This is a genomic window from Actinoplanes sp. NPDC051388 (assembly GCF_055586225.1).
The window spans coordinates 98,997-125,268 of sequence record NZ_JBVJIP010000027.1; the positions used below are offsets into that span (position 1 = coordinate 98,997).

General features: G+C 71.6%; 21 protein-coding genes. 11 read left to right on the forward strand and 10 right to left on the reverse strand.

Going from position 1 to position 26,272, the window contains the following annotated elements; genetic code table 11:
• Positions 1-163: 163 nt before the first annotated feature.
• Genes ACZ6TI_RS43910 through ACZ6TI_RS43920 form a run of 3 tightly spaced genes read left to right on the forward strand, consistent with a single transcriptional unit; the run spans position 164 to position 2,333 of the window.
• Entirely contained in the window at positions 164-856 is a 693-nt protein-coding gene (locus ACZ6TI_RS43910; protein ID WP_465351230.1) for a hypothetical protein, read from the forward strand.
• Positions 853-2,064: a copper amine oxidase gene (locus tag ACZ6TI_RS43915; RefSeq protein ID WP_465351231.1), complete on the forward strand. Its 1,212-nt coding sequence runs from the start codon at positions 853-855 to the stop codon at positions 2,062-2,064. Before ACZ6TI_RS43910 ends, ACZ6TI_RS43915 begins: the two co-directional genes overlap by 4 nt.
• Positions 2,065-2,123: 59 nt before the next feature.
• A complete protein-coding gene (locus ACZ6TI_RS43920) occupies positions 2,124-2,333 on the forward strand; it encodes a hypothetical protein (protein ID WP_465351258.1) in 210 nt (69 codons plus the stop codon).
• Between the two features lie 848 nt (positions 2,334-3,181).
• Here ACZ6TI_RS43920 and ACZ6TI_RS43925 read toward each other — a convergent pair.
• Together ACZ6TI_RS43925 and ACZ6TI_RS43930 are read right to left on the reverse strand one after the other, a co-directional pair.
• Positions 3,182-3,589, reverse strand: coding sequence for an MmcQ/YjbR family DNA-binding protein (locus tag ACZ6TI_RS43925; RefSeq protein ID WP_465351232.1), 408 nt, complete (start codon positions 3,587-3,589; stop codon positions 3,182-3,184).
• A gap of 65 nt (positions 3,590-3,654) precedes the next feature.
• Positions 3,655-4,938 (reverse strand): citrate synthase, encoded by a 1,284-nt coding sequence (locus ACZ6TI_RS43930; protein WP_465351233.1) that lies wholly within the window; start codon positions 4,936-4,938, stop codon positions 3,655-3,657.
• 162 nt (positions 4,939-5,100) lie between these two features.
• Here ACZ6TI_RS43930 and ACZ6TI_RS43935 point away from each other — a divergent pair, with 162 nt between their 5' ends.
• The gene (locus tag ACZ6TI_RS43935) at positions 5,101-5,961 is read left to right on the forward strand and encodes a universal stress protein (protein ID WP_465351234.1); all 861 of its coding nucleotides are present in this window, start codon (positions 5,101-5,103) and stop codon (positions 5,959-5,961) included.
• Between the two features lie 54 nt (positions 5,962-6,015).
• Positions 6,016-8,373: a putative bifunctional diguanylate cyclase/phosphodiesterase gene (locus tag ACZ6TI_RS43940; RefSeq protein WP_465351235.1), complete on the forward strand. Its 2,358-nt coding sequence runs from the start codon at positions 6,016-6,018 to the stop codon at positions 8,371-8,373.
• On the opposite strand, the gene ACZ6TI_RS43945 is transcribed toward ACZ6TI_RS43940, so the two are convergent.
• Positions 8,349-8,903 (reverse strand): hypothetical protein, encoded by a 555-nt coding sequence (locus ACZ6TI_RS43945; protein WP_465351236.1) that lies wholly within the window; start codon positions 8,901-8,903, stop codon positions 8,349-8,351. The two genes, ACZ6TI_RS43940 and ACZ6TI_RS43945, sit on opposite strands and share 25 nt — an antisense overlap.
• 213 nt (positions 8,904-9,116) lie before the next feature.
• On the opposite strand from ACZ6TI_RS43945, the gene ACZ6TI_RS43950 reads away from it, so the two are divergent.
• The 5 genes from ACZ6TI_RS43950 to ACZ6TI_RS43970 all read left to right on the forward strand — a co-directional run bounded on the left by ACZ6TI_RS43950 (position 9,117) and on the right by ACZ6TI_RS43970 (position 13,313).
• Entirely contained in the window at positions 9,117-9,245 is a 129-nt protein-coding gene (locus ACZ6TI_RS43950; protein ID WP_465351237.1) for a hypothetical protein, read from the forward strand.
• Between the two features lie 34 nt (positions 9,246-9,279).
• Positions 9,280-10,053 (forward strand): exodeoxyribonuclease III, encoded by a 774-nt coding sequence (locus tag ACZ6TI_RS43955; protein ID WP_465351238.1) that lies wholly within the window; start codon positions 9,280-9,282, stop codon positions 10,051-10,053.
• A gap of 77 nt (positions 10,054-10,130) precedes the next feature.
• Positions 10,131-11,810 (forward strand): PP2C family protein-serine/threonine phosphatase, encoded by a 1,680-nt coding sequence (locus tag ACZ6TI_RS43960; RefSeq protein WP_465351239.1) that lies wholly within the window; start codon positions 10,131-10,133, stop codon positions 11,808-11,810.
• Complete coding sequence (locus ACZ6TI_RS43965) at positions 11,807-12,856, forward strand: cobalamin B12-binding domain-containing protein (protein ID WP_465351240.1); 1,050 nt, start codon at positions 11,807-11,809, stop codon at positions 12,854-12,856. Before ACZ6TI_RS43960 ends, ACZ6TI_RS43965 begins: the two co-directional genes overlap by 4 nt.
• A 202-nt stretch (positions 12,857-13,058) precedes the next feature.
• Positions 13,059-13,313, forward strand: a complete 255-nt coding sequence (locus tag ACZ6TI_RS43970; RefSeq protein WP_465351241.1) for a hypothetical protein — start codon at positions 13,059-13,061, stop codon at positions 13,311-13,313.
• Positions 13,314-13,724: 411 nt separating this feature from the next.
• Here ACZ6TI_RS43970 and ACZ6TI_RS43975 read toward each other — a convergent pair whose 3' ends face one another.
• From ACZ6TI_RS43975 to gsmA, 6 genes are all read right to left on the reverse strand, one after another.
• Entirely contained in the window at positions 13,725-14,462 is a 738-nt protein-coding gene (locus ACZ6TI_RS43975) for a LamG domain-containing protein (protein ID WP_465351242.1), read from the reverse strand.
• 64 nt (positions 14,463-14,526) lie between these two features.
• Positions 14,527-15,009, reverse strand: a complete 483-nt coding sequence (locus ACZ6TI_RS43980; protein ID WP_465351243.1) for a DUF6401 family natural product biosynthesis protein — start codon at positions 15,007-15,009, stop codon at positions 14,527-14,529.
• Between the two features lie 197 nt (positions 15,010-15,206).
• On the reverse strand, positions 15,207-17,498 hold the full coding sequence (locus tag ACZ6TI_RS43985) for a putative bifunctional diguanylate cyclase/phosphodiesterase (RefSeq protein WP_465351244.1): 2,292 nt from the start codon (positions 17,496-17,498) through the stop codon (positions 15,207-15,209).
• 47 nt (positions 17,499-17,545) lie between these two features.
• Entirely contained in the window at positions 17,546-21,421 is a 3,876-nt protein-coding gene (gene hrpA, locus ACZ6TI_RS43990) for an ATP-dependent RNA helicase HrpA (protein WP_465351245.1), read from the reverse strand.
• A 44-nt stretch (positions 21,422-21,465) separates the two neighbouring features.
• Positions 21,466-23,601 (reverse strand): ATP-binding protein, encoded by a 2,136-nt coding sequence (locus ACZ6TI_RS43995; RefSeq protein ID WP_465351246.1) that lies wholly within the window; start codon positions 23,599-23,601, stop codon positions 21,466-21,468.
• A 123-nt stretch (positions 23,602-23,724) separates the two neighbouring features.
• Positions 23,725-24,861, reverse strand: a complete 1,137-nt coding sequence (gene gsmA / locus ACZ6TI_RS44000) for a sporangiospore maturation cell wall hydrolase GsmA (RefSeq protein ID WP_465351247.1) — start codon at positions 24,859-24,861, stop codon at positions 23,725-23,727.
• Positions 24,862-25,058: 197 nt separating this feature from the next.
• Between gsmA and ACZ6TI_RS44005 the strand changes: the two genes are divergently transcribed.
• Complete coding sequence (locus ACZ6TI_RS44005) at positions 25,059-25,973, forward strand: phosphatase PAP2 family protein (RefSeq protein WP_465351248.1); 915 nt, start codon at positions 25,059-25,061, stop codon at positions 25,971-25,973.
• A gap of 56 nt (positions 25,974-26,029) precedes the next feature.
• Here the strand turns inward: ACZ6TI_RS44005 and ACZ6TI_RS44010 are convergent.
• The coding region (locus ACZ6TI_RS44010; RefSeq protein ID WP_465351249.1) for a sigma-70 family RNA polymerase sigma factor at positions 26,030-26,272 on the reverse strand (243 nt) is incomplete at its 5' end.

The window sequence follows — 26,272 nt, forward strand, 5'->3', positions numbered from 1 at the left end:
TCTCCGGGGTGGGAGGGCCACTACCTCCCCCCCCCCCCCCCCCCACACCCCCCCCCCCCCCCCCCCCCCCCCCCCCCCCCCCGCCACTTTGGTTCTGTCCCTGGGGAGGCATCACGTGAGAGGAATCAGCCGGCGCCTGCCGTCGGGTCGGACCTTGACGGCCATGGCACTCGCCGTCGTCGCGGTCGGCACGCTCGGCTTCGTGCTGGGGTCGTCGGGCGGCCCGGACCGGCCCGCGGTGGCGGCCAGTGCCGGTCCCGGTGACCCCGGGACGCCGTCCATCTCGGATCCGGCCGACCAGGCCGTGCCCGCGGCCGGCACCGGGCGTGACCCGCTGACGCCGGCCGAGACCAGCACGGCCCGCGACCTCGCCGCCGCTCTCACCGAGACGCGCGACGTCGACGGCCGGCCCGGACCCGAGGTGCTGTCCGTGGCGCTCGCCGAGCCGGACGGCACCGACCGCCGCGCCGACGTCCTGCTCTACGACTACCGCACCGACCGGCTGGTGAAGCGCGTGGTGAACCTGCCGGCCGGGCGGGTGACCGGCACGTTCGCCGCGTCCGGGATGCAGCCGCCGGCCACCGCCCGCGAGGTGCGGGTGGCGACCGAGCTGCTGCTCGCGGATCCGCTGGGCGACGTCCTGCACGACCGCTTCCACACCGCCACCGGCACGTCGCTGACCGGCCCCGAACAGCTCTCGTTCGCGGCGCAGACGTTCACCGGCCCGCCGGGCGAGTGCGGCCGGCACCGCTGCGTGACGCTGCTGCCGCAGCCCCCGGGCCGGCCGTTCATCGACCTGACCGACATCGTCGTCGACCTGTCCGCCCGCACCGTCATGCGCCTGGAGAACCGATGAAGACTCTGGTTACGGCGCTGGTCCTTTCGATCGCCCTCGTTCCCGCCGTCGCCGCGCACGCCGATCCCCCGCGGACGGCCTGGTGCGGGGAGGCGGCGACAGTCGCGGAGACGCTGCCCGGCGGCACTCGCTGGCGGATGTGCTGGCACGTCGACCCGCACACCGGCCTGGTGCTGGAAAAGGTCGCGGTGTCGTTCCGCGGCCGGCCCGAACCCGTGCCGGTGCTGGACTCGATCACCCTGGCCCAGCTCAACGTGCCGTACGACTCCGGCGCCACGGAATGGAACGACATCACGTCGTTCGGCTTCGGCGGCGACGCGATGCAGGCGGTCGCGGCCCGAGAGTGCCCGGGTGGTTCACGCCGGGCGGCCTTCTCCGGCATCAAGGTGTTGTGCGTGACCGCCGACGCGACCGGCCCGGCCCAGCGCGTCAACGACGAGCGGGCACAGACGCTCTACACCAGGCAGGGTCACGACCTGGTCCTGAGATCGACATCGAAGATCGGCTGGTACGAGTACCTGACCGAGTACCGCTTCGGCGACGACGGACGGATCACCGCGCGGCTCGGCGCCACCGGCGACCTCTCCCCCGGCGACTACACGATCCCGAAGGCCGGCTGGCCCCTCGGCGCCGGCGACCGGGATCACGCCACGAGCCACCACCACAACGCGATCTGGCGGGTCGACCCGGGCCTGGGCGGCGAGCGGATCGAGCAGTACGACAGCGCCCCGACCGGCGCCCGCGGCCGCCGCTCGGCGATCCTGGAGGCCACCCGCACCCCGATCACCACCGAGGCGAACCTGACCACGGCGAACCGCCGTTGGTGGCGGGTCGTCAGCACCGCCGCCCCCAACACCGACGGCCACCCCCGCTCCTACGAGGTGACCCCCGGCCCCGGCGACGTCTACGAGAGCCGCCCGGAGACCGTGCCGGACATCTCGTTCACCCAGGCGCGGGCGTGCGAGAAGTTCGCCACGTTCAACCTCGACCCGGAGTGCGGCGCCCGCTCGATCCTGGAATACAACAACGGCGAACAACTGACCGACCCGGTCGCCTGGGTCCGGATCGGCTTCCACCACGTCCCCCGGGACGAGGACCAGAGCCCGATGCACGTCCACTGGCAGGGCTTCGATCTGACCCCCCGCGACCTGACCGCCACCAACCCGCTCGCCCCGAGCGCCCGAGCCACCATCAACGGCCGCCCCTGACCTGACCCGCCCGCCAGATTCGGCTTGAGGCGCCGGGAGCGCCGGCGGATCATCTGGGTGTGGACGACCACGAGCCCGGCCGGGACCCCTTTACTCTGCACACATATACGCAACACCCACGCGGTCGGCCGGTGGCTCGAACTGATCGTGTTGCCGTCGGCTCACTCGGGCAGCTCGACCTCGACGGCGATTGGGATTCAGCGCAGACCAACGCCGAAATCGCCGCAGACTTCGAGGACGGGGCGGCGGCGCAGATTTCAACGGACTGAGGCCGGCGGTGCGGGCCTGCGGGGGCGGTTCGGACAGCATCGTCAGCGCCGTCAACAGGGCCCTTGGTCCCTAACCCGACGGCTGTCCACAGACCCGACGGCTGTCCACAGAAAGAATGCTGACAACCGAAAACCGTCGTACCCCCGCCCTACCTTGAGACCCACCCAGTGCCGGGGTGGGGGCGGCGGCGGGCGCCGCGAGCGCGGCGCAATTCGCCCGGCGGCGCGCCGCGGCGGCCCGGGCGCGGATCGGGCACCGCGGGCGCGGCGCGGGCACCACGGGCGCGGGCGCGGCGCGGGCACCACGGGCGCGGGCGCGGCGCGGGCACCACGGGCGCGGGCACCACGGCGCGGCGCGGGCACCACGGGCGCGGGCGCGGCGCGGGCGCGGCGCGGGCGCACCACGGGCGCGGGCGCACCACGGGCGCGGGCGCACCACGGGCGCGGGCGCACCACGGGCGCGGGCGCACCACGGGCGCGGGCGCGGCGCGCACCACGGGCGCGGATCGCGCGGCCGCGGACCGCACGGACGGGAACGGCGGCGGGCGGGGCAGCAGCAGCGGGCACCGCGGACTTGCGGTAACGGACCGTATCAGCGGCGCCGAACGCGCTCGGCCGGGAGTTCCCGCGCCACCTGCCTCGATCACCGCCGGCGAGCCGACGCCACCGACCTGCGTGTCGCCGACCACCGTCCGCACCCGGTCACCGACATCGCCGCAGTCTGATCCATCGGCACCCCACTTCGCATAACCGCCCGGCGAGTGGCAGGCCCGCCCGGCGGCGGGCGCGGAGGGTGAGTGGCTACGGACCGGCGTGTGTGCCACGCCTCGGGGTCTGCCGGGCGTATCTCAGGATGATTTTGATCTTGATTGGTCCAAGGCCGCCACCCGGCGCTTCCCGGCGGTGTGGCGGTAGCTCGCGTCGAGGAGTTCCGCGATCTCGGGCCAGTCCGTGTCGGCGGTGAGATCCACGCCCACCCAGCCGCTCGGGCCCAGATATGCCGGGCTGAAGCAGTGTTCCTCCGCCAGCAACGCCTCGCGCTCGGCCGGGTCGGGCAGGATCATCACCGCCTGGTCGTGGCGCTGGTAGGCGCCGTCGACCTTGATCGAGCCGCCGTAGTAGGCGAAGACCTTGGTCGTGTAGAAAGCCGGGCGGCCGTGGGAGACCTTCTCGGCGGCGTCGGGGAACGCCAGCGCCAGGTCGCGCACCCGGGCCAGCATCGGATCGTCGTCGTCGAACATGATCGGATGCGTCACCCCAGCAGGGTAGACCGACGGAGCCCCGCCGTCGGGCAGGACGGCGGGGCTCCGATCAGAAACGGTCAGCGCTTGTCGATCGCCACGAACTCGCGTTCGGCCTCGCCGGTGTAGAGCTGGCGGGGGCGGCCGATCTTGGTGGCCGGGTCGGTCATCATCTCGCCCCACTGGGCGATCCAGCCGGGCAGCCGGCCCAGCGCGAAGAGCACCGTGAACATCTTCGTCGGGAAGCCCATCGCCTTGTAGATCAGACCGGTGTAGAAGTCGACGTTCGGGTAGAGCTTGCGGGAGACGAAGTAGTCGTCGGACAACGCGATCTCCTCGAGCTGGAAGGCCAGCTCGAGCAGCGGGTCGGGCTTGTCCATCTTGGAGAGCATCTCCTGCGCGGCCTTCTTGACGATCGCCGCCCGCGGGTCGTAGTTCTTGTAGACCCGGTGGCCGAAGCCCATCAGCTTGACGCCGCGCTCCTTGTTCTTCACGCGGTTCACGAAGGTGCCGACGTCGCCGCCGTCCTTGCGGATCAGCTCGAGCATCTCGAGCACCGCCGCGTTGGCGCCGCCGTGCAGCGGGCCGGAGAGGGCGTTCACGCCGGCCGACACCGACGCGTAGAGGTTGGCCTGCGCCGAGCCGACCAGGCGGACCGTGGAGGTCGAGCAGTTCTGCTCGTGGTCGGCGTGCAGCACGAAGAGCATGTCGAGGATCTTGGCGATCTCCGGGTCCACGTCGTATTGCACCGTGGGCAGGCCGAACGTCATGCGCAGGAAGTTCTGCACGTAGTCCAGCGAGTTGTCCGGGTAGGGCAGCGGGTGCCCGATGCTCTTTTTGAAGGCATACGCCGCGATCGTCGGAAGCTTCGCCATCAGACGGATGCCGGAGATGCGGACGTGCTCGGGATCGGTCGGGTCGAGCGCGTCCTGATAGAACGTGGACAGCGCGGTCACCGCCGAGGACAACACCGCCATCGGGTGCGCGTCGCGCGGGAAGCCGGAGAAGAAGTTGCGCATCTCCTCCTGCAGCAGCGTGTGCATCCGGATCTCGTCCGCGAACTTCGCCAGCTCGGCCGGCGTCGGCAACGCGTCATGGATCAGCAGATAGGACACCTCCAGGAAGGAGGCCTTCTCCGCGAGCTGCTCGATCGGAAATCCCCGGTAGCGCAGGATGCCCGCGTCGCCGTCGATGTAGGTGATCGACGACGTGCACGAGGCCGTGTTCACAAACCCCGTGTCCAGCGTGACGAAGCCGGTCTCCTTGAGCAGGGAGCTGATCTCGATGCCGCCCGGACCCTCGACCGCCGGACGCACCGGCATCGACAACTGACCACCGGGGTGGTCGAGCTTGACATCCGTCATGTATTTCCCTCACTTCACCGGCAGATGTCCCCAAGAACCTGAACTTCACCGTAAACCCTCAACCTGAATGGGTCATCAGCCGCCCGATGCTCTGAGGAATAGATCACGGGGCGCCGGGGAAGGCCGCAGACCATAGATAATGGTGCGTGGAGGTGGGAGTCGATGAAGACCCCGAGATCAGCCCCCGTGGTGGTCGGCGTGAACGGCACCTCGGCGGGGCTCGCCGCGGTGCGGCTGGGCGCCCGCGAGGCCGTGGCCCGAGGCCGGAAGTTGCGCGTAGTGCACGCCTTCACGTGGCCGGACCCGAGATTCGGCAAACCCCATCAGACCTACGCGCAGGCGCGCCGCGAAGCAGGCCGGATCGTGGACCGGGCCGTGGGCGCCGCCCAGCGCGCGACCCCGGGGGTCCGGGCGAGCGCCGTGGTCACCGACGGCCTCCCGATCCGGGTGCTGCTGCAGCAGAGCCGCGGCGCGGTGCTGCTCATCCTCGGCGACGACCATCTCGCCACCGACGACGGCGTCTCGGTCGACTCGGTGCTGTTCCAGGCGGCGTCCCGGGCGTTCTGCCCGGCCGTGATCGCGCGTGGCCCGCGCCCGCCCTCCGGCCCGCTGCTGGCCGCCGTCGACGGCTCCCCCGAGTCGCTGTCGGCGCTGCAGTTCGCCGCGGACGAGGCGGCCCGGCGCGCGGTGCCGATCGAGGTGGCGCACGTGGTCACCAAGCGCGGCGGCGAGCAGGCCGGCCGCCGGTTGCTGGACGCCGCACTGGCCGCCGTGCCGGAGTTGGGCGATGTCCGGAAACGACTGCTGATCGGCGATCCGGCGGTCGCTCTGGTGCGGGCGTCCCGCAGCGCGCGCATGCTACTGGTCGGCCCGCGCGGAAGTGATGGAACGCAGCTGCTGGGGCCGGTGGCGCTGGAGTTGTTGCGCCGCGGAGCCTGCCCGACTCTGTTTGTGCACGGAACCACTGCCCCGGGGCATTGGTCACCGGGTACGGTGCCTTCGGCGGGTAGCCCGGGCTCATGATCGCCCGGGGGTGAACGGTCCCCGCCGGGGGGCGATGTGGTGGGATCCGCGGGCGTGCCGCTCGCCGGTTCGTGGCTGTGGCGGGCTTTCGCCGCGGCCGGCCTCGTCGCGACCGGGGTCTACGTCCTCAACGTGTCCTTAGAGATCAGCCTGCTCGCCTTCGCGGTGATCGGGGCAGCCACCGTGTGGGCCTGTTTCGTCGGCCCGCGCCGGATGGGCGCCGAGCCGCGCTCCGCCTGGCTGCTGCTCGGCCTCATGGCGCTCTGCTTCCTGGTCGGCGTGATCGTGCGGGCCGGGGTGGCCGGCGAGCCGTTGCCCCTCCCCCTGCTCGCCGACGCGGTGATCATCCCGGGATACGCGTGCCTGGCCGCCTGCCTCGTGATCCTGCTGCGCGCCCGCCGCAGTCTGGACTGGCTCGCGGTGCTGGACGGCCTGATCGTCTGCCTCGCCGGCGGCCTGGTCACGACGCTGCTGCTGGCGGCGCCGGCCGGGGCGATCAGCGACCGCCCCCTGATGGTGTCGATGCTGGCCGCGTCCTATCCGTTCTTCGACGTGGTGCTGCTGTTGCTGGTCATCAATCTGACCTTCACCGCGACCACCTGGCCGGCCAGCCTGGCCGCGTTCCTGGGCGCGATGACGATGCTGTTCATCGGCGACCTGGCCTACGCGATCATCGGGCTCTCCGGCCGGATCTACGGGTCACCGCTGCTGGACGTGCCCTTCCTGCTGGCGCTGACCCTGCTCGGGGTCACCGCCCTGCACCCGTCGGCGGTCCGGCTCAGCCGCGCCGCCCGGGTGCCGGTGCAGGCCTGGTCGTGGCGCCGGATGCTCCTGCTCGGACCGGCCGTGGCGACGCCCTTCGTGCTGCTGGTGGCGGTCGGCGGCGAGTCCCCGGCGGTCCGCCTGACGATCGGCGTGACCGGCGGCGTGATGACGCTGTTGCTGCTGCTCCGGGCGGTGTCCGCGGTGCAGGCGCAGGTGGCCGCCCAGCGGCACTCCGAGCATCAGGCCATGCACGATCCGCTGACCGGGCTGCCGAACCGCCGGATGATGTCCGCGCACATCGAGCGGCTGCTGATCGAGGTGCCGCCGCTCGCCGACCGCCGGGTCTGGGTCTACCTGCTCGACCTGGACGGCTTCAAGTGGGTCAACGACTCGTGGGGCCACGACACCGGCGACCAGCTGGTGATCGAGGTGGCCGCCCGGCTGCGGGCCGCGGTGCCCTCCGGGATCATGGTGGCGCGCACCGGCGGGGACGAGTTCCTGCTGGCCTATGTGGGTGAGAAGGCCGGCGCCCTGCGGCTGGTCGACGAGATCCGCTCGTGCTTCATCCGGCCGCTCGCGGTGCACGACACCGAAGTGGTGATCAGCGCGTCCATCGGCATCGCGCACGCGGCGGCGGAGGGCGACCCGGCGGTGACCGCCGAGGCGCTGATGCGGGACGCGGACACCGCGATGTACCGCTCGAAGTCCGAGGGGCCGGGCCGGTCCACCATCTTCGACACCTCGATGCACGACCGGGTGCGCGAGCGGATCGAGCTCGAGGCGGCCCTGCGCACCGCGCTGGCCGAGGGGCAGCTGCACGTGGCATACCAGCCGATCGTGCAGCTGGACACCGGGCGGCCGCTGGGCGCCGAGGCGCTGATCCGGTGGAACCACCCGACCCGCGGGGCGATCCCGCCGATGGCGTTCATCCCGATCGCCGAGGAGTCCGGGATGATCGCGCAGATCGGCACCTGGGTGCGCGAGGAGTCGCTGCGTCAGCTCGGCGAGTGGCGCGCGGACGGCACCGTGGCCGACGACTTCTACCTCTCCATCAATGTCTCGCCGCGCCAGCTCAACGACGCCGAGCTGCCGCTGGTGGTCTCCGCCGAGCTGCTGCGCTTCGGTGTGCCGGCCCGCGCGGTGGCCCTGGAGATGACCGAGTCGGTGATGGTGGACGGCTCCAGCGTCACCTCACGGGTGCTGTTCGAACTGCGCGAGCTGGGCGTCAAGCTGCTGGTCGACGACTTCGGCACCGGCTTCTCGGCGCTGGGTTACCTGCGCAAGTTCCCGGTCACCGGGGTCAAGATCGACCGCTCGTTCGTCTCCGGCCTGGGCCAGAGCCTGGAGGACGAGGAGATCGTCCGGGCGGTGGTGGCGATGAGCTACGCGCTCGGGCTGAGCATCGTCGCCGAGGGCGTGGAGAACAGGGGTCAGCGCGACGCGCTGGGCGCGGTCGGGGTGACCCAGGGCCAGGGCTGGCTGTGGGGTCCGGCGGTGCCACCCGTCGAGTTCGCCGCGCACTGGCACGCGGGCGGTCCGGCCGCACGCGCCGCGGCGACCGCGTCAGCCGGTCCGGCCGGGAAGAACCAGCGCAACACCGGCCCGGTCACCAAGGGCCGCAATCAGCTGGCCGCGGAGAACTCGTAGAGCCAGTAGGACTGGCTGTCGATCCGGGTGGCCTTGGCGCGACCGCCGGAGATGTCCGAGACGATGCTCTCCACCGCCCACGGCAGGTTGAGCTGTTCCTCGTTCCACAGGCAGATGTCGAGCACCACGGAACCCCGGACCGGCTCCACCACGCGCGTGTAGATCTCCTGCTGGAGTCCGACGAAGACGCCGTCGCCGCGGCGGCCGGGCCGGGCCCCGATGAACACGCAATAGATGATGCGGCGCTCCGCATAGAGCACCGGCCAGCGGTGGGCGAAGAACGGCGGTGAGATCAACGGAACCGCGTCGAGGTCGTCGGTCATCGCGGCGAGGCCGGTGAGGCCCCGGTCGTCACGGGTGACGAACTTGAGCACCCGCTGGTCGGCCATCATCGGCTCGAACTCGGCCGACCGGGTCATCAGATGACGGGTGACCGCCCGGTTGCGCAGTGGCGAGAACGTCGCATGGTAGAACTCCCACGCCTCGTCCAGCATCGCCGCCGGCAACTCCGGCAGCACATCTACCCGCATGCACGTCACCCCCCGGTCCGCACGATCGACGTTAACCGATCACCCGGCCGGGTTTCACCGCCGAGTGACGAACCCGGCATCCGCTCTGGTGCGGTCTCCCCGATTCGGGCATTATTTCGCCGCGCCGAAATCCTCGGGTTGGCGCGAACACCGTCCGATGGACTAGACAGGTAACAGAACGGTCACGCACGGGGCGAGCAGGCAGGAGGCGGCATGTCAGGACTGATCGGCGGCGAGTGCAATGTGTGGCTCGTGATGGGGCTGCTGATGCTCGTGCTCGGGCTGGGTGGCGCGCTGCTCGCCGCGGTCCGCGCCGGACTGCCGCAACGCCGCACCCGCTGAGCGCATCCTGAGCCGATGCGGCACTCTGTGACGCATGCGCTTCGCCACCTGGAACGTCAACTCGGTCAAGGCCCGGCTGCCCCGGCTGCTGGAGTGGCTCGAAGAGACCAAGCCCGACGTCCTCTGCCTGCAGGAGACCAAGGTCGCGCAGGGCGAATTCCCCAGCAAAGAGGTCGCTGACCTCGGCTACCGGACCGCCGAGTTCGGCCAGGGCCGATGGAACGGCGTCGCCCTGCTGGCCCGCACCGACCTTCAGGACGTTCGCCACGGCTTCGCCGGCGAACCCGGCTATCCCGATCCCGAGGCCCGTGCGATCAGCGCGGTGTGCGACGGGGTCAGGTTCATGTCGGTGTACGTGCCGAACGGCCGCACTCCGGACGATCCGCACTACACGTACAAGTTGTCCTGGTTGTCCGCCCTGCGGGTCGCGCTCGCGGACGACGTCGCGGCCGGCCCGGTCGTGGTGGCCGGCGACTTCAACGTGGCGCCGACCGACGCCGACGTGTGGGACCGGGCGGCGTTCGCCGGCAGCACCCACGTCACGGTTCCGGAGCGTGAGGCGCTGGCTGCGATCCGTGGGGTCGGGTTCGTCGACGTTCCGGCGCGTCCTCTCAAGGGGGATCACCCGTTCACCTATTGGGATTACCGTGCCGGGATGTTCCACAAGAACATGGGCATGCGGATCGACCTCGTCTATGCCACCGCCGATATCGCCGGCACGGTCAAAGATGCGGTGGTGGACCGCGAGGCCCGCAAGGGCAAAGGACCGTCCGACCACGCCCCGATCGTCGTCGATCTGGACCGGTGACGCGCCCACCGAGCGGGGCTGAGCAGCCACGGCAGGATCACGAGCACGTAGTCTGTAACCGACGAGAGGGGGTGCCGATGACCGCACACGTGCCTGCCCAGGCCGGCGACCGGAGTGCCCTCGCGCCCGCTCCCGCGCTGCTGCGGGCCGCCCTCGACGCCTCTTCCGAGGCCGTCGTCCTGTGCACCGTGGGTCACCGGATCCTGCTGGTCAACGCGGCCGCCCAACTGCTGGTGCCGGACCTGCGGCCGGGCGGCTCCGCGCTCGGCGGCGCGCTGCCCGGGCTGGCACACGCCATCGCCGAGGAGCACCAGAGCTTCACCGGGGAATACGCCGGCCGGCAGATCCGCGGCACCCGGCGGGTGCTCGATGAAGAGCATTGCGGGTGGTACCTGCAGGACGTCACGCGGCTCGAGCAGGAGCGGGCCCGCACGGCCTTTCTGGCCGAGGCGGGGCGGCGGCTCTCCTCGTCCCTGCATCAGCGGCGCTGCTTGCGTACGACGGCCGAGCTTGCCGTCTCGCACCTGGCCGACGCCGCCGTCGTGGTCCTGCCGGCGACCCGCCGGCAGGCCGAATGGATCCGCCTGGTCGACGGCGGCGTGCTCGAGTCCGGCATGCTGCGCGAGCACGTGCTCGGTGAGGCGCCCGGCCTGGTCGAGGCGCTGGGCGGCTTCCCGCCGATCCCGAGCCGCTGGCTGGACGCGGCGCAGGCGCCCGGATGGCTGCTGCCCGACGGCTTCGGCCCGATCGGCGCGCTGCTGGTCACTCCCCTGCCCGGCAACGCCGAGCCGGCCGGCGCGCTGATCCTGGCCCGCCGCGGCGAGACCGCGGCGTTCAGCGACGAGGACGAGATGCTCGCCCGGATCTTCGCGGCCCGGGCCGGAGCGGCCGTCTCCGCCGCGATGCTCTATCGCGAGCAGGTCGACACCACCGCCGTGCTGCAGGCCGACCTGCTGCCGCCGGAGCTGCCGCAACCCGACGGCGTCGAGCTGGTCGGGTCCTACCAGGCCGCCCGCGAGGCGCTGCGGATCGGCGGCGACTTCTACGACGTGTTCGGGCCGACCCGGCGCAGCCCCGAGACGGTGATCGCCCTCGGCGACGTGTGTGGCAAGGGCCCCGAGGCCGCGGTGTTGACCGGCAAGGTGCGGCAGACGCTGCGCGCCCTGCGGCTGGTCGAGTCGTCGCCGGTGGAGATGCTCTCGGTGCTCAACCAGGCGCTGCTCGAATCCGGCCGGCAACACCGCTTCGTCACGCTGGTGGTGGGCTCGGTGCTGCGCACCGACCACGGCCGGGTGCGGCTCACGCTGGCCTCCGGCGGCCACCCGCCGCCGCTGGTGCTGCGCGCCGACGGCACGGTCGAGGAGGTGCCGACCTCGGGCACGCTGATCGGCGTGGTCCCGCAGACCGTGGTGCGCCCGGCCACCATCGAGCTCGGCCCCGGCGAGTTGTGCCTGCTCTACAGCGACGGGCTCACCGAGGCCCGCGGCGGCCCGTCCGGCATCGAGCAGTACGGCGAGGACCGCCTGTGCGACGCGCTCGCCTCCTGCCAGGGCATGCCCGGCGTGGCCACCGTCGAGCGGGTGCGCCAGCTCGTCTCCGACTGGGTGCACGGCGGCGTCCGCGACGACATCGCGATGCTGGCCGTGCGCGCGCCCAACCGCACCCCGCTCAGCCTGCGTGACGGTGGCACGCCGAACACGTCCCCGTTCGCGATCGACTCCCGGCGCGGCGATCGGCGGCAGAGGCAGCGCTCGTGACCGTCTTCACCACGGCCGGCCCACAGTCGCTGGACGACCCCGAGCTCGCCGGCCACTACCTGCGCCTGGTCGGCGACGGCGATGAGTACGGCGCCGTCGAAGTGGTCACCGACCTGCTGGACAGCGGCGTGCCGGCGCAGCGGATCATGACCGAGCTGATCGCCGCCACCCAGAAGCGGGTCGGCGAGCTGTGGGCGGCCAACGAGTGGACCATCGCCCGCGAGCACGCGGCGACGGCGATCAGCGAACGCGCCCTCGCGGCGGTGGCGGCGCGCACCACCGTGCGCCCGATCCGCGGCCGGATCACCATCGCCTGCGTGGACGGCGAGTGGCACGCGCTGCCGGTGCGCATCCTGGCCGAGACGCTGCGGCTGGACGGCTGGCGCGTCGACTTCCTCGGCGCCAGCGTGCCCGGCCCGCACCTGGTCACCCACCTGCACCAGACCGGCCCGGACGCGGTGGCGCTGAGCTGCATGATCCCGGCCCGGCTGCCCCGCGCGCACGCGGCGATCACGGCCTGCCGGAGGGCCGGGGTGCCGGTGATCGCGGGCGGGCGGGGTTTCGGACCCGACGGCCGCTGGGCGCTGCGCCTGGGCGCGGACGCGTGGGCCGCCACCGCGCAGGGCGCCGCGACCCGCCTGTCCGGCAACTGGCCGCCCGCGATGGACGACCCGTCGGCGTCACCGTTCCTGGGTGACGACGAATACACGTTCGTGGTCCGCCACCGCAGCGAGCTGATCGGGGCGGCGCTGACCAGGCTGACCTCGGAATATCCCGGCGTGCACGACTACGACCAGCGGCAACGCGACGCGACGGCGGAGGACGTCGGGCACATCGTCGACTTCCTGGCGGCGGCGCTCTATGTGGGCGACGACCGGCTCTTCCTCGACTTCGTCGAATGGACGGCCGAGGTGCTGACCGCGCGAGGCGTCCCGGCGCCGGCTCTGGCGATCGGCCTCCGACTGGTACGCGACCAGCTCCGCGACTACCCCGCAGCGTGCGCGATGCTCGATGCGAGCACGGCACAGCTCGGCTCTTCGCATTAATCGAGTTGCGCAGCCCCGAAGGCTGTTTTAGCGTCCTCCCATGCGCTTCTGATGAATGCCCGACTTCCTTCCGCATCCCTGTTCCGGGTGCGCCGGTGGCATTCGTCAGCCGTGGGACTAGCCACGTGCCGGCCCTTGGGACCTCTTTCCTCTCAGCCTGACCACGGCACTCCGCCTCGCTTCACCACGAGGAGGGCGCTTTATGCCTGCGCGATCTTTCAACGTTCACGTCGATCCCGAGGAACTCGCCATCGGGGATCTGGCGGAAGCAGTGCCCGTTCCGTCCGTCCTGGCCGAGACCACGTCCCGGCGGGAACGGCGGCAGAAGTCCAAGTCGAAGTCCAAGCACGGAGCGGCCGACGAGCGGCTGGCCGCCCGTCAGCGTTCCGAACGGGAGCATTCGAGCCGGGCTTCGGGGGTCGGTTCGGGTCGTTCTTATGCGTTCCGCCGCAGCTGATCGACCCGCGCTGCAGGTGTTCGACCCGCGCGGGAGCGAACCGCTCACCGGGACCAACCGCGGCGCGGGAGCGACGCTCACCGTGACCAACCGCGGTGCGGGAGCGAGCCGCTCAGCGCGACAAACCCGCTGCGCTTAAAGGCTCGGGCGCACGCTCCACCCGAGCGCGCGGCCGCCTCCGGCGGCCTGGCGCGCGCGAAGCCCGGAACCTGGAGGTTCCGGGCTTCGTCATGCCCAGCAGATGTTCGACGTTGTGCTTGGAGTGGTCCGGTGGTCCCGGGGGGCCGGCGTCTCTCTGGGGTCCCGGGCCGTGGTCACGAGCAGCAGATATTCGTCCACGGGCTCAGAACGGGCGTCCGGGCGTTGCGCATATGTGTGCAGAGCAAAGGGGCCGGGGCGAGCGACCGGGGGTCAGCCCAGGGTGGCGTAGACGTCGTCGATATGGCCGTGAAACATGTCGCTGCTTGTGTTGAAGTTGGGGCCGCCGATGCGCAGGGGCTTGTCGTTCAGGATGCTCAGCGAGGCGGGCACGGCCACCGAGCCTCGAGCTACGCCGTCCACGTAGATCTTGAGGGTGGTGGCGGTGCGGAGGCAGAGGACCTTGTGCCATTTGCCGTCGGCTACCGCCACCGAGGAGCGGACCAGGTAGGCCTTGGTGGAACCGCGGCCGACCGCTACGCACTGGGCTCGGCCGTGGGTCTCGCCCACCTGCATCTTCCACTGGCTCTCGGTGGTGGCCACGCCCTTCTGGAGGACGTTCGACGAGCCGGCCAGCTGGCTCTTCGTGATGTTGATGCTCGCGCCCCAGCGGAAGTTGCGGGTGCCGGGATCGAGGTCCGGGTCGTCGGCGCCTTCGAGCAGGGCGCGGGGGCAGGTCTTCGCGGTGGCGGCGCAGCGCAGCGGGAGGCCGATGTAGCGGCCGGTGCCGGCTGCCACGAAACGGACCACGCCCTTGTCGGCGGAGCGGATCGTGAGCGGAGCGCCGCGGCCGGAAAGGTCCGGGACCTTGCCCGCTGAGGTGGCGTCGAAGGAATAGCGGGCGACGACGACGGCTGCCGGAGCGGCCTGGGCGCTGGTGGTGGCCGCCAGCGCGGGCACGGCCGGCGCGAGGATCAGGGCGAGGGTCAGAACCCTGGCGGAAAGCTTCATGTCCTGAAAGTACGTTTTGCGGCAGAAAACACCAAACCAACGTGACGGGCGGTTCGGGTGGAATTCAGAGTAGACCGGCTGACTCTGCGATCGCACAAACGGCTACCAGACGCAGCAGGTGCCACTCGGCGGCGTGCCAGGCGGCGCCGGACTGGTAGGCGGCGCCGATCTCGGGGACCGGGCGGCCCATGCGCTTGGCGGCGAAGACGATCGACCGGGCGTAGGAAGCCAGGCCCTCGGCGTCGACCTCGCGGCCGGCCTCGCGCAGCGCGTCCCGCACCGCGGCGGCGTGCTGGTCCACCTGGGCCAGCAGGCCCGGGTCGGCCAGCGCGGCGGCCAGCCCGTCCACGCCCACCCGCGCCATCATCTCGTCCAGCAGCGCGACCGCCGGGTCGGCCGGAACGACGACCATCGGGTCCGCGGGCATCGCGGCCGAGAGACCGCCGGGGAAACCGGCCGAGAGGCCGGCGGGCAGACCGGCCGGAAGCTCGGAGCCGGCGGCGGGAACGGCGGAAACCGGGGCGATTGCGAGGAAGTCGTTCGTCATGCGGAGAACGCTAGGGCCTGCCGGGCGGCAACGGCAGGGGGGTAACCGAACGGCACCCGAGCGCCATCCGACCTACACCCCACCGCGCCGCCAGGAACCAAACCCGGCCCGTCAATGAACAGACCCGGCACCGCCAAGCGGCCGAGGCCAGACCCAGCGCGCAGCCGAGGGGCAGGCCGTGGGAGCAGACCGAGGGGTTAGACCCGGTGTGGGGCGGCGGCCGACTCGGCCAGCAGGGTGGCGGCCTCGGCGGCCGGGAGCGGGCGCGCGAAATAGTAGCCCTGGGCCTTCTCGCAACCCAGCTCGCGCAGCAACTGGACCTGCTCGGCGGTCTCCACGCCCTCGGCGATCGTGCCCAGCCGCAGACCCGACGCCAGGTCGATGATCGCCTTCACCATGGTGCGGGCGGCCATGTCGTCGGCCTGGCCGGGCGCGGGCATGAAGGACTTGTCGATCTTGATGTGGTCGATGGGCAGGTCCCGCAGGTAGGCCAGCGACGAATAGCCGGTGCCGAAATCGTCCACGGCCACCCGCACCCCGTGCGAGCGCAGCATGGCCAGATGGCCGATCGCCTGTTCGGTGACCTGCCCGGAGGCGACCAGCACGCCCTCGGTGATCTCCAGGATCAGGGCTTCGGGAGGCAGCGCCGACGATTGCAGGCAGTCAAGCACCATCGCGCCGAAGTCCGGTTCGCGCAGCTGGCGCGGCGATACGTTGACGGAGACCACGGCGCCGTGGCGGCGGTGCCACTCGGACACCACCCGGCACGATTCGCGCAGCACGTGGGCGCCGATCGGCACGATCAGGCCGCTGTCCTCGGCGACCGGGATGAACTGGTCCGGCGGCACCATCCGCTCCCCGGCCGGCTGCCAGCGGAGCAGCGCCTCGACCCCGAACATCCGCTCGTCCCCGAGCCGGACCAGCGGCTGGAAATAGACGACCAGCTCGTCGCGGGTGATCGCGCCGCGCAGGCGTTCGATGGTGCGGGCCAGCGCCAGCCGTTCCTCGCGCATCGTCCGGTCGAAGATTGCCACCTGGTCGCGCCCGGCCGCCTTGGCGGCGTGCAGCGCCAGATAGCCGTCGCGCAGCACGTCGCCGGTCAGCAGGTCGTCGTCCAGCGCCCGCACCCCGATGCTGGCGGTGGCGAACAGCTCGTGTCCCTGGGTGCGCACCGGCGACCGCAGCGACACCAGCACCTCCTCGGCGCGGTCGAGCACCTCGCTTGCCGTCTCCCGTTCCACCAGCACCGCGAACTCGTCGCTGTCCAGCCGTGCCACCAGCGCCCGGCCGTCGAGCCGCTTGACCAGCCGGCCCGCCACCGCGATCAGCAGGTCGTCGCCCATCGCGTGCCCGAACCGGTCGTTGACCTCCTTGAAGTCGTCCAGGTCGACGATCAGCAGGGCACCGCCGGCGCCGGCCGCCAGGGCTGCGGCGATCCGCTCGTGCAGCAGCGTGCGGTTGGGCAGGCCGGTCAGCACGTCGTGCTGGGCCCGGCGCCGCAACTCCTGCTGCAGCGCGTCCTGGGTGTGCAGCGACTGCTCGAGTGCGGCGGCCCGGCGGCGGGCGATCTGGGTGAGCTGGCGCATCCGGGTGACCACCAGGGCGGCGGTGAGCGCGGTGGCGCCCACCGGAACCACGATGTCGGCCCGCGAGACCTGCCTGGTGGCCACCTCGTGCAGCAGGAACGCGCCGGTCAGCAAGGGCGTGGCGACCACGGTGGCGATGTAGATCCGGGCGCCGCCGACAACGTGCGAGGAGACGTCGGCGGTCGGCGGCGTGAGCTCCCGTGCCATCGCCGGGTGCAACGCGGCCGCACCCACCAGCGCCGCGGCGGTCAACCACCCCACCAGGCTCAGTGCCGAGAGGTCCGCGCCGGTCAGCGACGCCACGAACAGCGTGGTGTCGGCGGCCAGGGTGGCCGCGGTGCCGAGCGCCAGCATCGCGAAGGAGGCCGAGCTGCGGCCGCCGAGCAGCAGCAGCCGGACGCCGAGAGCCAGCAGCGCCATGTCGAGCAGCGGATAGATCAGCACGCTCCCCTGGGCGAAGGTCCGATCCATGTCGGTGACCAACGGGTCGACCAGCAGCGTCCACCAGAGCACCGCCGCACCGCTGGCGATGATGCCGGCCTCGGTGAAGCCGGCGAAGCGTACGCCGCGGCCGGGCAGCACCGCGAAGGCGAACCCGAGCAGCGGCACCGTGAGGAAGTACAGGACGTCGATGGACGGCAGCTGGCCGACGATCGAGCCCAGCGCCACCCATATCAGGTTGACGGTCAGCGCACCGGCCATCGCGCCGAACAGGGACCACCAGCCGAACGGGCGCACCGGCCGGTTGATCCGGATGCCGAGCCAGATCGCGGGCACGGTGGTCAGACTGCCCGCGGTTTGCACCGTCGCGAGGACCGCGGGGTCGGGGCTCAGCAGACCGCCGGCGAGGAGGAGAGCCATCCCCGCCAGGTACCAGAGCCACCAGCGCCGCACGTGATCCACGGTCGCATGCAGGACCGCCGAAGCAGACCGGAACGGGACAGAGGGTGCTAGGCGGGCAGTTGGTCCATGACCTTGTAGATCCGTTTGTCCGAAATCGGGTACGCGGTGCCCAGCGACTGCGCGAACAGCCCGACCCGCAGCTCCTCGATCATCCAGCGGATCTCCTCGAGCCCTTCGACGGCCGGGGAGTCCGCGGGCGTCTCGGCGCGCAGCTCGCGGAACTCGCGTTCGATCTCGTGCACCTGGGCCATCAGCTGGCGGTCGCGGGCCAGCGTGCCGGGCAGCCGATCCAGCCGATAGGCGATCGCCTTCAGGTAGCGCGGCAGGTGGTGCAGCTGCCGCCAGCCGGTCTCGGTCACGAAGCCCGGATGCACCAGCCCCTTGAGCTGCTGCCGGATATCCGCGAGCGCGGCCACCAGCTGCGGGTCGCGGGTGCTGGACAGGCGCTGGCCGACCTCCCAGGTGGTCGACAGCACGGCCCTGACCTGCTGCACCACGGCCGCGGTGGCGTCCACCAGGTCGGCGCGCACCTGCTCACGCAGCTCGGTGAAGGCCGCCTGGTCCCAGGCCGGTCCCCCGGCGTCCTGCACCAGCCGGTCGACCGCCGCGCCGGCGCAGTCGTCGAGCAGATCGGCGATCGACCGGTACGGGTTGCCCCGGGACAGCTCGAGCTTGGCCTTGTTGTCCAGCCGGCCCTGGAGGTAGCGGGCGGCCGGCGGCAACGTGAGCATCAGCAGCCGCCGGGTGCCCGCGCGCATCGCTAGTCGCTGCTCGGACTCGGTCTCGTAAACCCGGATCGCGACGCTGTCGCCCTCGTCGGTGAGCGCCGGATGCACGGCCACCTCGATGCCGCCTCGGACCTGGGCGACGCGGCTCGGCAGCGTACCGAAGTCATTGGTTTTGATCCCGGAGCGCTCGATGTCGCCGGCCGCGGCGGAGATCGTGGCCTGGACCCGCGGGGCCAGTTGACGGCGCAGCACGTCGAGGTCGCGGCCCGAGCCCAGCGGCGCGCCGTCCTCGTCCACCACCCGGAAGTTGATCCGCAGATGGTCCGGCACCTGGTCGGGACGCCAGGCGTCGCGCGGCACGACGGTGCCGGTGAGCCGGCGCAACTCGTCGCCGATCGCGTCCGGCAGCGCGCCGCGCCGGGCCGGCACCCGGGCGAGCGCCGCGGCGGCCCAGTCCGGCACCGGCACGAAGCTGGTCCGCAGGTGCTTGGGCAGCGCGCGGATCAGCGCGACCACCACCTCCTGCCGCAGGCCCGGCACCGACCAGCCGAAGTCGTCCGGGTCGAGCTTGTTGAGCAGCGGCAGCGGGACGGTCACGGTGACCCCGTCGTCGGGCGCGTTCGGCTCGAAGCGGTAGGTCAGCGGCAGCCGGATGCCGCCGGCCACCAGCCAGGCGTCCGGATAGGCGCCCGGGTCGACGGCGTCCCGCCCGGCATTGACCAGCAGTTCGCGGGTGAAGGTGAGCAGGTCCGGATTTTCGTGGCGGGCTTTCTTCCACCACGAGTCGAAATGCCGGCCGGAGACCACGTCGGCGGGAATCCGGGCGTCGTAAAGCGCGTAGATCGTCTCGTCGTCGACCGCGATGTCGCGGCGCCGCGCACGATTTTCCACCTCTTCGATCCGCTGGATCAGCTTGGCGTTCTCCGCGAAGAACTTGTGGTGCGTCTCCCAGTCGCCCTCGACCAGCGCCTGCCGGATGAACAGTTCGCGGCACAGCGCCGGGTCGATCCGCGAATATTGCACCTTGCGCCGCGGCACGATCGGCAGGCCGTAGAGCGTGACCTTTTCGAAAGCCACCACCGCGCCCTGATTCTTCTCCCAGTGCGGCTCGCTGTAGCTGTGCTTGACCAGGTGCGGCGCCAGCTTTTCGGCCCACTCCGGCTCGATCCGGGCGTTCACCCGGCCCCACAGCCGCGACGTCTCGACCAGCTCGGCGGACATCACCCAGCGCGGCTGCTTCTTGAACAGCGCCGAGCCCGGGAAGATCGCGAACTTCGCACCCCGCGCGCCCAGATATTCGCGCTTCTCCGGGTCCTTGAAGCCGATGTGGCTCAACAGACCCGCGAGCAGAGCGGTGTGCACGGCCTGGGCCGGGGCGAGTCCCTCACGGTCCTCGGTCACCGCAAATCCGAGGGTACGGGCCACCTGCCGCAATTGCGCGTAGAGATCCTGCCACTCGCGGACCCGCAGGTAGTTGAGAAATTCGGCCCGGCAGAGCCGGCGGAACTGGTTGCCGGACAGCTCCCGTTGCCGCTCCCGCGCGTATCTCCAGAGGTTGAGCAGGCTGAAGAAGTCGGATTCCTTGTCGGTGAAGCGAGCGTGCTTCTCGTCCGCCTGCTGCTGTTTGTCCACCGGCCGCTCGCGAGGGTCCTGGATGGACAGTGCGGCGGCGATCACCATCACCTCCGCGACGCAGGCGTGCTTGTCCGCCTCGATCACCATGCGGCCCAGCCGCGGGTCCACCGGCAGCTGCGCGAGCTGGCGGCCGAGCGGGGTCAGCGCCCGGCCGTCGAGTGCGCCCAGCTCCTCGAGCAGTTTGACGCCGTCGGTGATGTTGCGTTTGTCCGGCGGGTCGAGGAACGGGAACTTCGCCAGATCGCCCAGGCCGAGGCTGGTCATCTGCAGGATGACGCTGGCCAGGTTGGTGCGCAGGATCTCCGGCTCGGTGAACTCCGGCCGGGACTCGAAGTCCTCTTCGGAATAGAGCCGGATGCAGATGCCGTCCGAGGTGCGGCCGCAGCGTCCCTTGCGCTGGTTGGCGCTGGCCTGCGAGACCGCCTCGATGGGCAGCCGCTGCACCTTGAGCCGGCTGGAATAGCGAGAGATGCGCGCGGTGCCGGGGTCGATCACGTAACGGATGCCGGGCACGGTCAGCGAGGTCTCGGCGACGTTGGTGGCGAGCACGACCCGGCGGCCGGTGTGCGGCTGGAAGACCCGGTGCTGCTCGGCGGCGCTGAGCCGGCCGTAGAGCGGGACCACCTCGGTGTTGCGCAGGTCGCGTTTGTTCAGCGCGTCGGCGGTGTCCCGGATCTCCCGCTCGCCGCTCAGGAAGACCAGGATGTCGCCGCTGCTCTCGCCCCCGAGCTCGTCCACCGCGGCGGCGATCCCGTCGATCTGGTCCTGCTCCTCGTCGACGTCCAGCGGCCGGTAGCGAACCTCCACCGGATAGGTCCGCCCGGTCACCTCAATGACGGGCGCGTCACCGAAATGCTCGGCGAACCGGGAGGTCTCGATCGTGGCCGAGGTGATGATCAGCTTGAGGTCGGGCCGCCGGGGCAGCAGCTCCTTGAGATAGCCGAGCAGGAAGTCGATGTTCAGGCTGCGCTCGTGGGCCTCGTCGATGATCAGCGTGTCGTAGCGGCGCAGCGCCCGGTCATTTTGGATCTCGGCCAGCAGGATGCCGTCGGTCATCACCTTGACCAGCGTCTCGTCCGTGGACTGGTCGGTGAACCGCACCTTGTAGCCCACCGTGGACCCGAGCGGCGTGCCCAGCTCCTCGGCGATGCGCTCGGCGACCGTGCGGGCGGCGATCCGGCGCGGCTGGGTGTGCCCGATCTGGCCGCGCACCCCGCGGCCCAGCTCGAGGCAGATCTTCGGCAGCTGGGTGGTCTTGCCCGAGCCGGTCTCGCCGGCCACCACCACGACCTGGTGGTCGCGGATGGCGGCGGCGATGTCGCCGCGTCGCTCGCTGACCGGCAGGTGCTCGGGAAAGGTGATCTCGGGTACGGACGCCAGCCGCGCGTCCCGGCGTTTCTGCGCGGCCTCGATCTCGTCGGCGATGGTCGCCAGCGCGGCGGCGCGCGCGTCCTCGTCGCGAATCCGGCGGGTGCCCTCGAGCCGCCGCTGGAGCCGGCGCTCGTCGCGAGGGAGCAGATCGGACATGCGGCGGCGCAGCTCGGGCGGGTTCACAGACATGGCGTTGCCAAGAATAGGCAGACCCGCGACCGATTGCCGCAGGATTATCGCCGTGCCGTGACCATCAACTCAGCATCCTGGGAGACCAGCGGCATGGTGAAGTGGAAGCGCGTTCCGCCGCCGGGGTTGTCGGTCACCCCGATCGCGCCGCCGTGCCGCTCCACGATGCGCCGGCAGATGGCCAGGCCGAGGCCGGTCCCGGCATAGCCCGCCGCGGTCCGGGCCCGGTGGAACGACTCGAAGATGTCCGGCTTGTCGTCGTCCGGGATGCCGATGCCGCGGTCCGCGATCTCGATCCGGATCCACCCCGGCGCGGCTTGCGCCGCGGTCACGTCGACCCGGGCAGCACGGCCCGGCGGCACGTACTTCAGCGAGTTGCCGATCAGGTTGTCCAGCACGTGCCGCAGCATCGCCGGGTCGGCGTCCACGTCCGGCAGCGGTCCGACGTAGAAGTCCGGGGCCGGTCCGTCGCCCGGCCGGCGCGGCCCGGTGCGGTCCATGATCACGTCGTCCACCAGCGGGCCGAGCGGGACCGTGGCCCGGCGCAGCGGCGCGTCCTTCGAGGTGGTGTAGGCCAGCAGGGTGTCGATCTGCTGGGCCATCCGATCGGCGGCGTGCGCGATGCGGTTCAGCGCGGCGCGGGTGCCGGGCGCCGCGGCCGCGGACTCCACGTCGGCGAGCTCGTCGACGGCGGTCTCGCAGTGTCCGCGGATCACGGCCAGCGGCGCCTTCAGGTCGTGGGCCACCACACCGGCGAAGACCGAGAGATCCGTCTCGTACTGCCGCAGGTCGGTGATGTCGCGGAAGACCGCGACCGCGCCCGGCTGGCCGGCGCTGGCGTCGAGCGGCCGGCCGTCGACCGAGAGCAGGATGCCGTCCGGGCGGGTGGCGTTGCGGACCAGAATCTCCACGCCGTCCGACGACTCCCCGGCCAGCGCCCGCACCAGCGGCATCTCCTCCACCGGGAACGGGGTGCGCCCGTCCGGCCGGAACAGGCCGTAGTGCTCCTGCCATTCCTGCGGCCCGGTCACGTCGTCGTCGACCCCGAGCAGGGCCTTGGCCGCCGGATTGTGCAGCAGGAAGTCGCCGTTCGCGTCGACCACGCCGACGCCGTCGCCGAGGCTGGCCATGATCGCGCCGAGCAGCCCCGCCTGGCGGCGGCTCTCCGCCTCGGCGGTGCGCAGGTCGGCGGTGGCCACCTGCACCTGCCAGCGGGCCCGAGACCGGCCGTTGGCCAGCACGTGCACCAGCCCGGCCAGCATCAGGGTGAGCGCCACGCCGCCGAGCAGCACGATCATCGGCAGGCCGCTGCGGGCGCCCGGCAGGTGCGCCGAGTCCGCGCCGGTGACCAGCGTCCAGTGCCGGTTCGCCACCGGGAAGGTGGCCATCCGGCGCAGGTCCGGGGTGCCCCGGGCGGCGTAGGCGGCGACCCGCACGCGGCGGCCGTCGCCGTTGGTGGTCAGCAGCTCGCCGTCCAGCTGGTTCTGGCTGGCCGTGCTCAGCACGCCGCCGAGGAAGTCCTGGCCGTGCACGCCGAGCACCATCCAGCCCCGGAACTCGGGCTGCGGCGCGGGGCGGTAGATCGGCGCGACGAACACGAAGGAGAGCTGTTGCTGCCGCGCCGGCAGGCCGCGGTCGCGCAGCAGCACGTACGTGTCGGAGACCGTCGGCCGGCCGGTCCGCCGTGCCTCGACCAGCGCCGCGGTGGCCTCCGGCGAGCCGGACACGTCGATGCCGGCGGTGGAGATCCCGACTCCCTGGAGCATCCGGTTGAAGATCGAGAAGTAGTGCTCGTCCACGCCGGCGCGGGGCCGCAGGGTGAGGTCGGGTGTGCCGCGGGAGCGCCAGAGCGCCTGGGTCTGCGCGTCCCGGCCGCGGGCGCTGGGCACGACGAAGGCCACCGAAATGGCGCCGAGCAGCTCGGCGGCGTCCAGCGGCGCGGTCACCGCGGCGAAGTCGGAGCTGTCGAACTCGGCGTTGATGGCCGCGCCGGCAGCGGTCGACTGCAGCAGCGCGCGGTAGCGGCCGGTCTCGGCGATCACCGCCGCCCGGGCGACCGCGGTGCGCTGATCCATCACCCGGTCGGCGTTGGCCCGCTGCCCGGCGCGCAGGCTGCCGACCACCAGCAGGGTCACGGTCACGCCGATGATCAGCACGTTCGCGGCGAGCAGAGGCCCCACGAACCGACCCCGGCGCCCCATGGCCGCGGTGTCAGGGTCGTCACGCCTCTTCACTTTTGTGAGCTTAAGGCGCGAAACACCCCCGCCGACGAGGTTCCGCCGACGGGGGTGCTGACTGCTAAGTCACTTCCAGGTGTCGTACTTGTAGAGGCCGTTCTTCGCCATGATGCCGGTGACCTTGGTGTAGTAGTTCGGGTCGGTGGCGTAGCCGGCCTTCCAGACCTGCCAGATGAAGTTGTTGGCGCTCTTCGTGTACTTGAACGCCGGCTTGTAGCGCGGGTTCACCTTGAGGAAGTTGCCGTGGTCGCGGAACGAGTGGCCCATCGAGGCGTAGGTGCGGAACACCCCGGTGGTGCTGAAGCAGCTGCCGGCCTTGGTGCACTCGGTGGTCCGGTAGGTCGAGCAGCCGTTCGCCAGGGTGCCGAACCTGCGGTTCTGGCACTTGATCCCGAAGTAGTTCTTGTGGGTGGTGGACAGCGTGCTCTTGCCCCAGCCGGACTCGAGGATGGCCTGGGCGATGGTGACCGACGGCGGCACGCCGTACTCGCGCCAGCCCTGCTGGGCCCCCGGCGCCGCGGCCTTGATGAACTGCTCGGTGGTCATGTTCGCCGCGGTGGACGGCGTGGTCGAGCCCTTGCAGACCGGCAGCGCCGGGCTGACCACGAAGGCGTGCGAGATGTAGAGGTTGGTGCTGGTGCGGTCCCACTGGGTGGTGGTCCGCACGGTGCCGGCCACGTTCTGCCCGGTGACCGCGCAGACGAGCAGCGCCTGGCGGCCGGTGTTCAGCTTCAGCACGACCGCGGCCGAGGTGCTGGGGGCGGTGCGCAGGTTGACCGCGCCGTCGGTGCTGCGGATCTTGCCGACGATGTAGGCCGGCTTCGCCGCGGCCGGCTTGACCTTGACCGGGACGGCCTGCGGGGTGGTGGTGGCGCACCGCGCGATGTTGCGCGGGGCGCTCAGGTACGCCCAGGCGACGAAGCGGCCGGTGCCCATCTTGGCCCACAGGTTCGAGGTGCGGTTCGAGCCGCGCACGTTCGTGCCGGCGGTCACGCACTGCACCGCGATCTTCTGGTCGTCCTTCAGCGAGCCGACGATCGCGCCGCTCAGCGAGGGCGTCGAGCGGACCTTCAGCGAGCTGGTGACGTTCACCGTCGCGGTGACGGTCGCCGCGCTCGCCGCCGCGGGCGCGAGGGCGAGACCGGTCCCGAGGGCGGCCACCAGCAGCGGGCCGGTGAGCAGTCGGCGGGCGGTGAACAGCATGTGGGCGTTTCCTTCCGTGGGCGATGTCCACCTGAAGGTCGCGGGGCGCCGTTGCGGGTCCAGGGAGCGCTCGGGTGCGCCTCGGTTGCCACCGGCCGGACCCGGTACGGATGATTCCGGCGGGACGCGCTTGAATTACCGGTGCATTGGGCATAGGCAGTCCGCCATCCAGCCCGCCCGAGGAGGACGACCCCCCGATGACCGCCCTGGCCTCCAGCCCGGTCTCCGCCCCGCCACCGACCCGCAGCGCGATCCACCTGTTCACTCCGCTGCTGGCCGCGATCATCGCGGCGGCCGGCACGGTGGCGACCTATCGCGTCTTCGTGCTCTCGTCGCTGGGCCAGACGATCGACACCCAGGCGCTGCGCAACGCCGAGGTCGGGCACGACCGCGTGGTCGAGGTGATGGACCGCGCGCTGAACGGCACCAGCCTGGCCGGCCTGGTGCTGGCCTGCGTGGCGGCGGGGCTGATCGGCATGGTCCGCAAGCGGCTGGATCTGGCGGTCGGCGCCGCGGTCGTGGTGCTCGGCGCCAACCTGACCACGCGCCTGCTCAAGAACGCGCTGCCCCGGCCCGACCTGGACGGCTCCTCGATGCCCAACTCGTTCCCCAGCGGACACACCACGGCCGCCGCCTCGGTGGCGTTCGCGCTGATCCTCGTGCTGCCCTGGGCGGTCCGCAGCCTGGTCGCGATGCTCGGCGCGGCTTACGTGACGGTGATCGCGGTGGCCACCGTCTGGGCCGAGTGGCACCGGCCCAGCGACACCGTCGCCGGCCTGCTGATCGTGCTGGCCTGGGGTGCGCTGGTGGCCTTCGTGCTGCGGGTGGCCCGGGTGCGCCGCCCCGGACGGCTGGAACGGCCGAGCAGGCTGAGCACGCTGTTGTTCGTGATCGCCGGAGTGCTCGCCACCGTGGTCGCCTCGATCGGGCTGGGCGCGGTCGTGCTCTCCGAGCGGGTCACGCCCGACCTGGTGTCCGGCCGGTTCGCGTTCCTGACCGGCGCCGCGGCGATCGTCGCGGTGGTGGCGGCGAGCTTCCTGATCTGGAACCGGCTGGCCAGCGGCGAGCAGCAGGTGCCGGCGGAACCGGCCGCCGAGCCCGACCCCTCCTGACCGCAGGCGAAGAGCCGGTCACCCGCGCGGGTGACCGGCTCTTTTCCGCGTACGCGTCAGAGACCGGCGGCAAGCTGGACGCGGAGCTTGCCCAGGGCCTTGGTGAGCATTCGCGACACGTGCATCTGCGAGATGCCGACCTGGTCGGCGATCTGCGACTGGGTCAGGTTGCCGTAGAAGCGCAGGGTGAGGATCTTCTGCTCCCGCTCGTCGAGGGTGGCGAGGGCGGGGCCGAGGGCGACCCGGGTTTCGGCGACCTCGAACTCGGAGTCCTCGCCGCCGAGGGTGTCGCCGAGTTC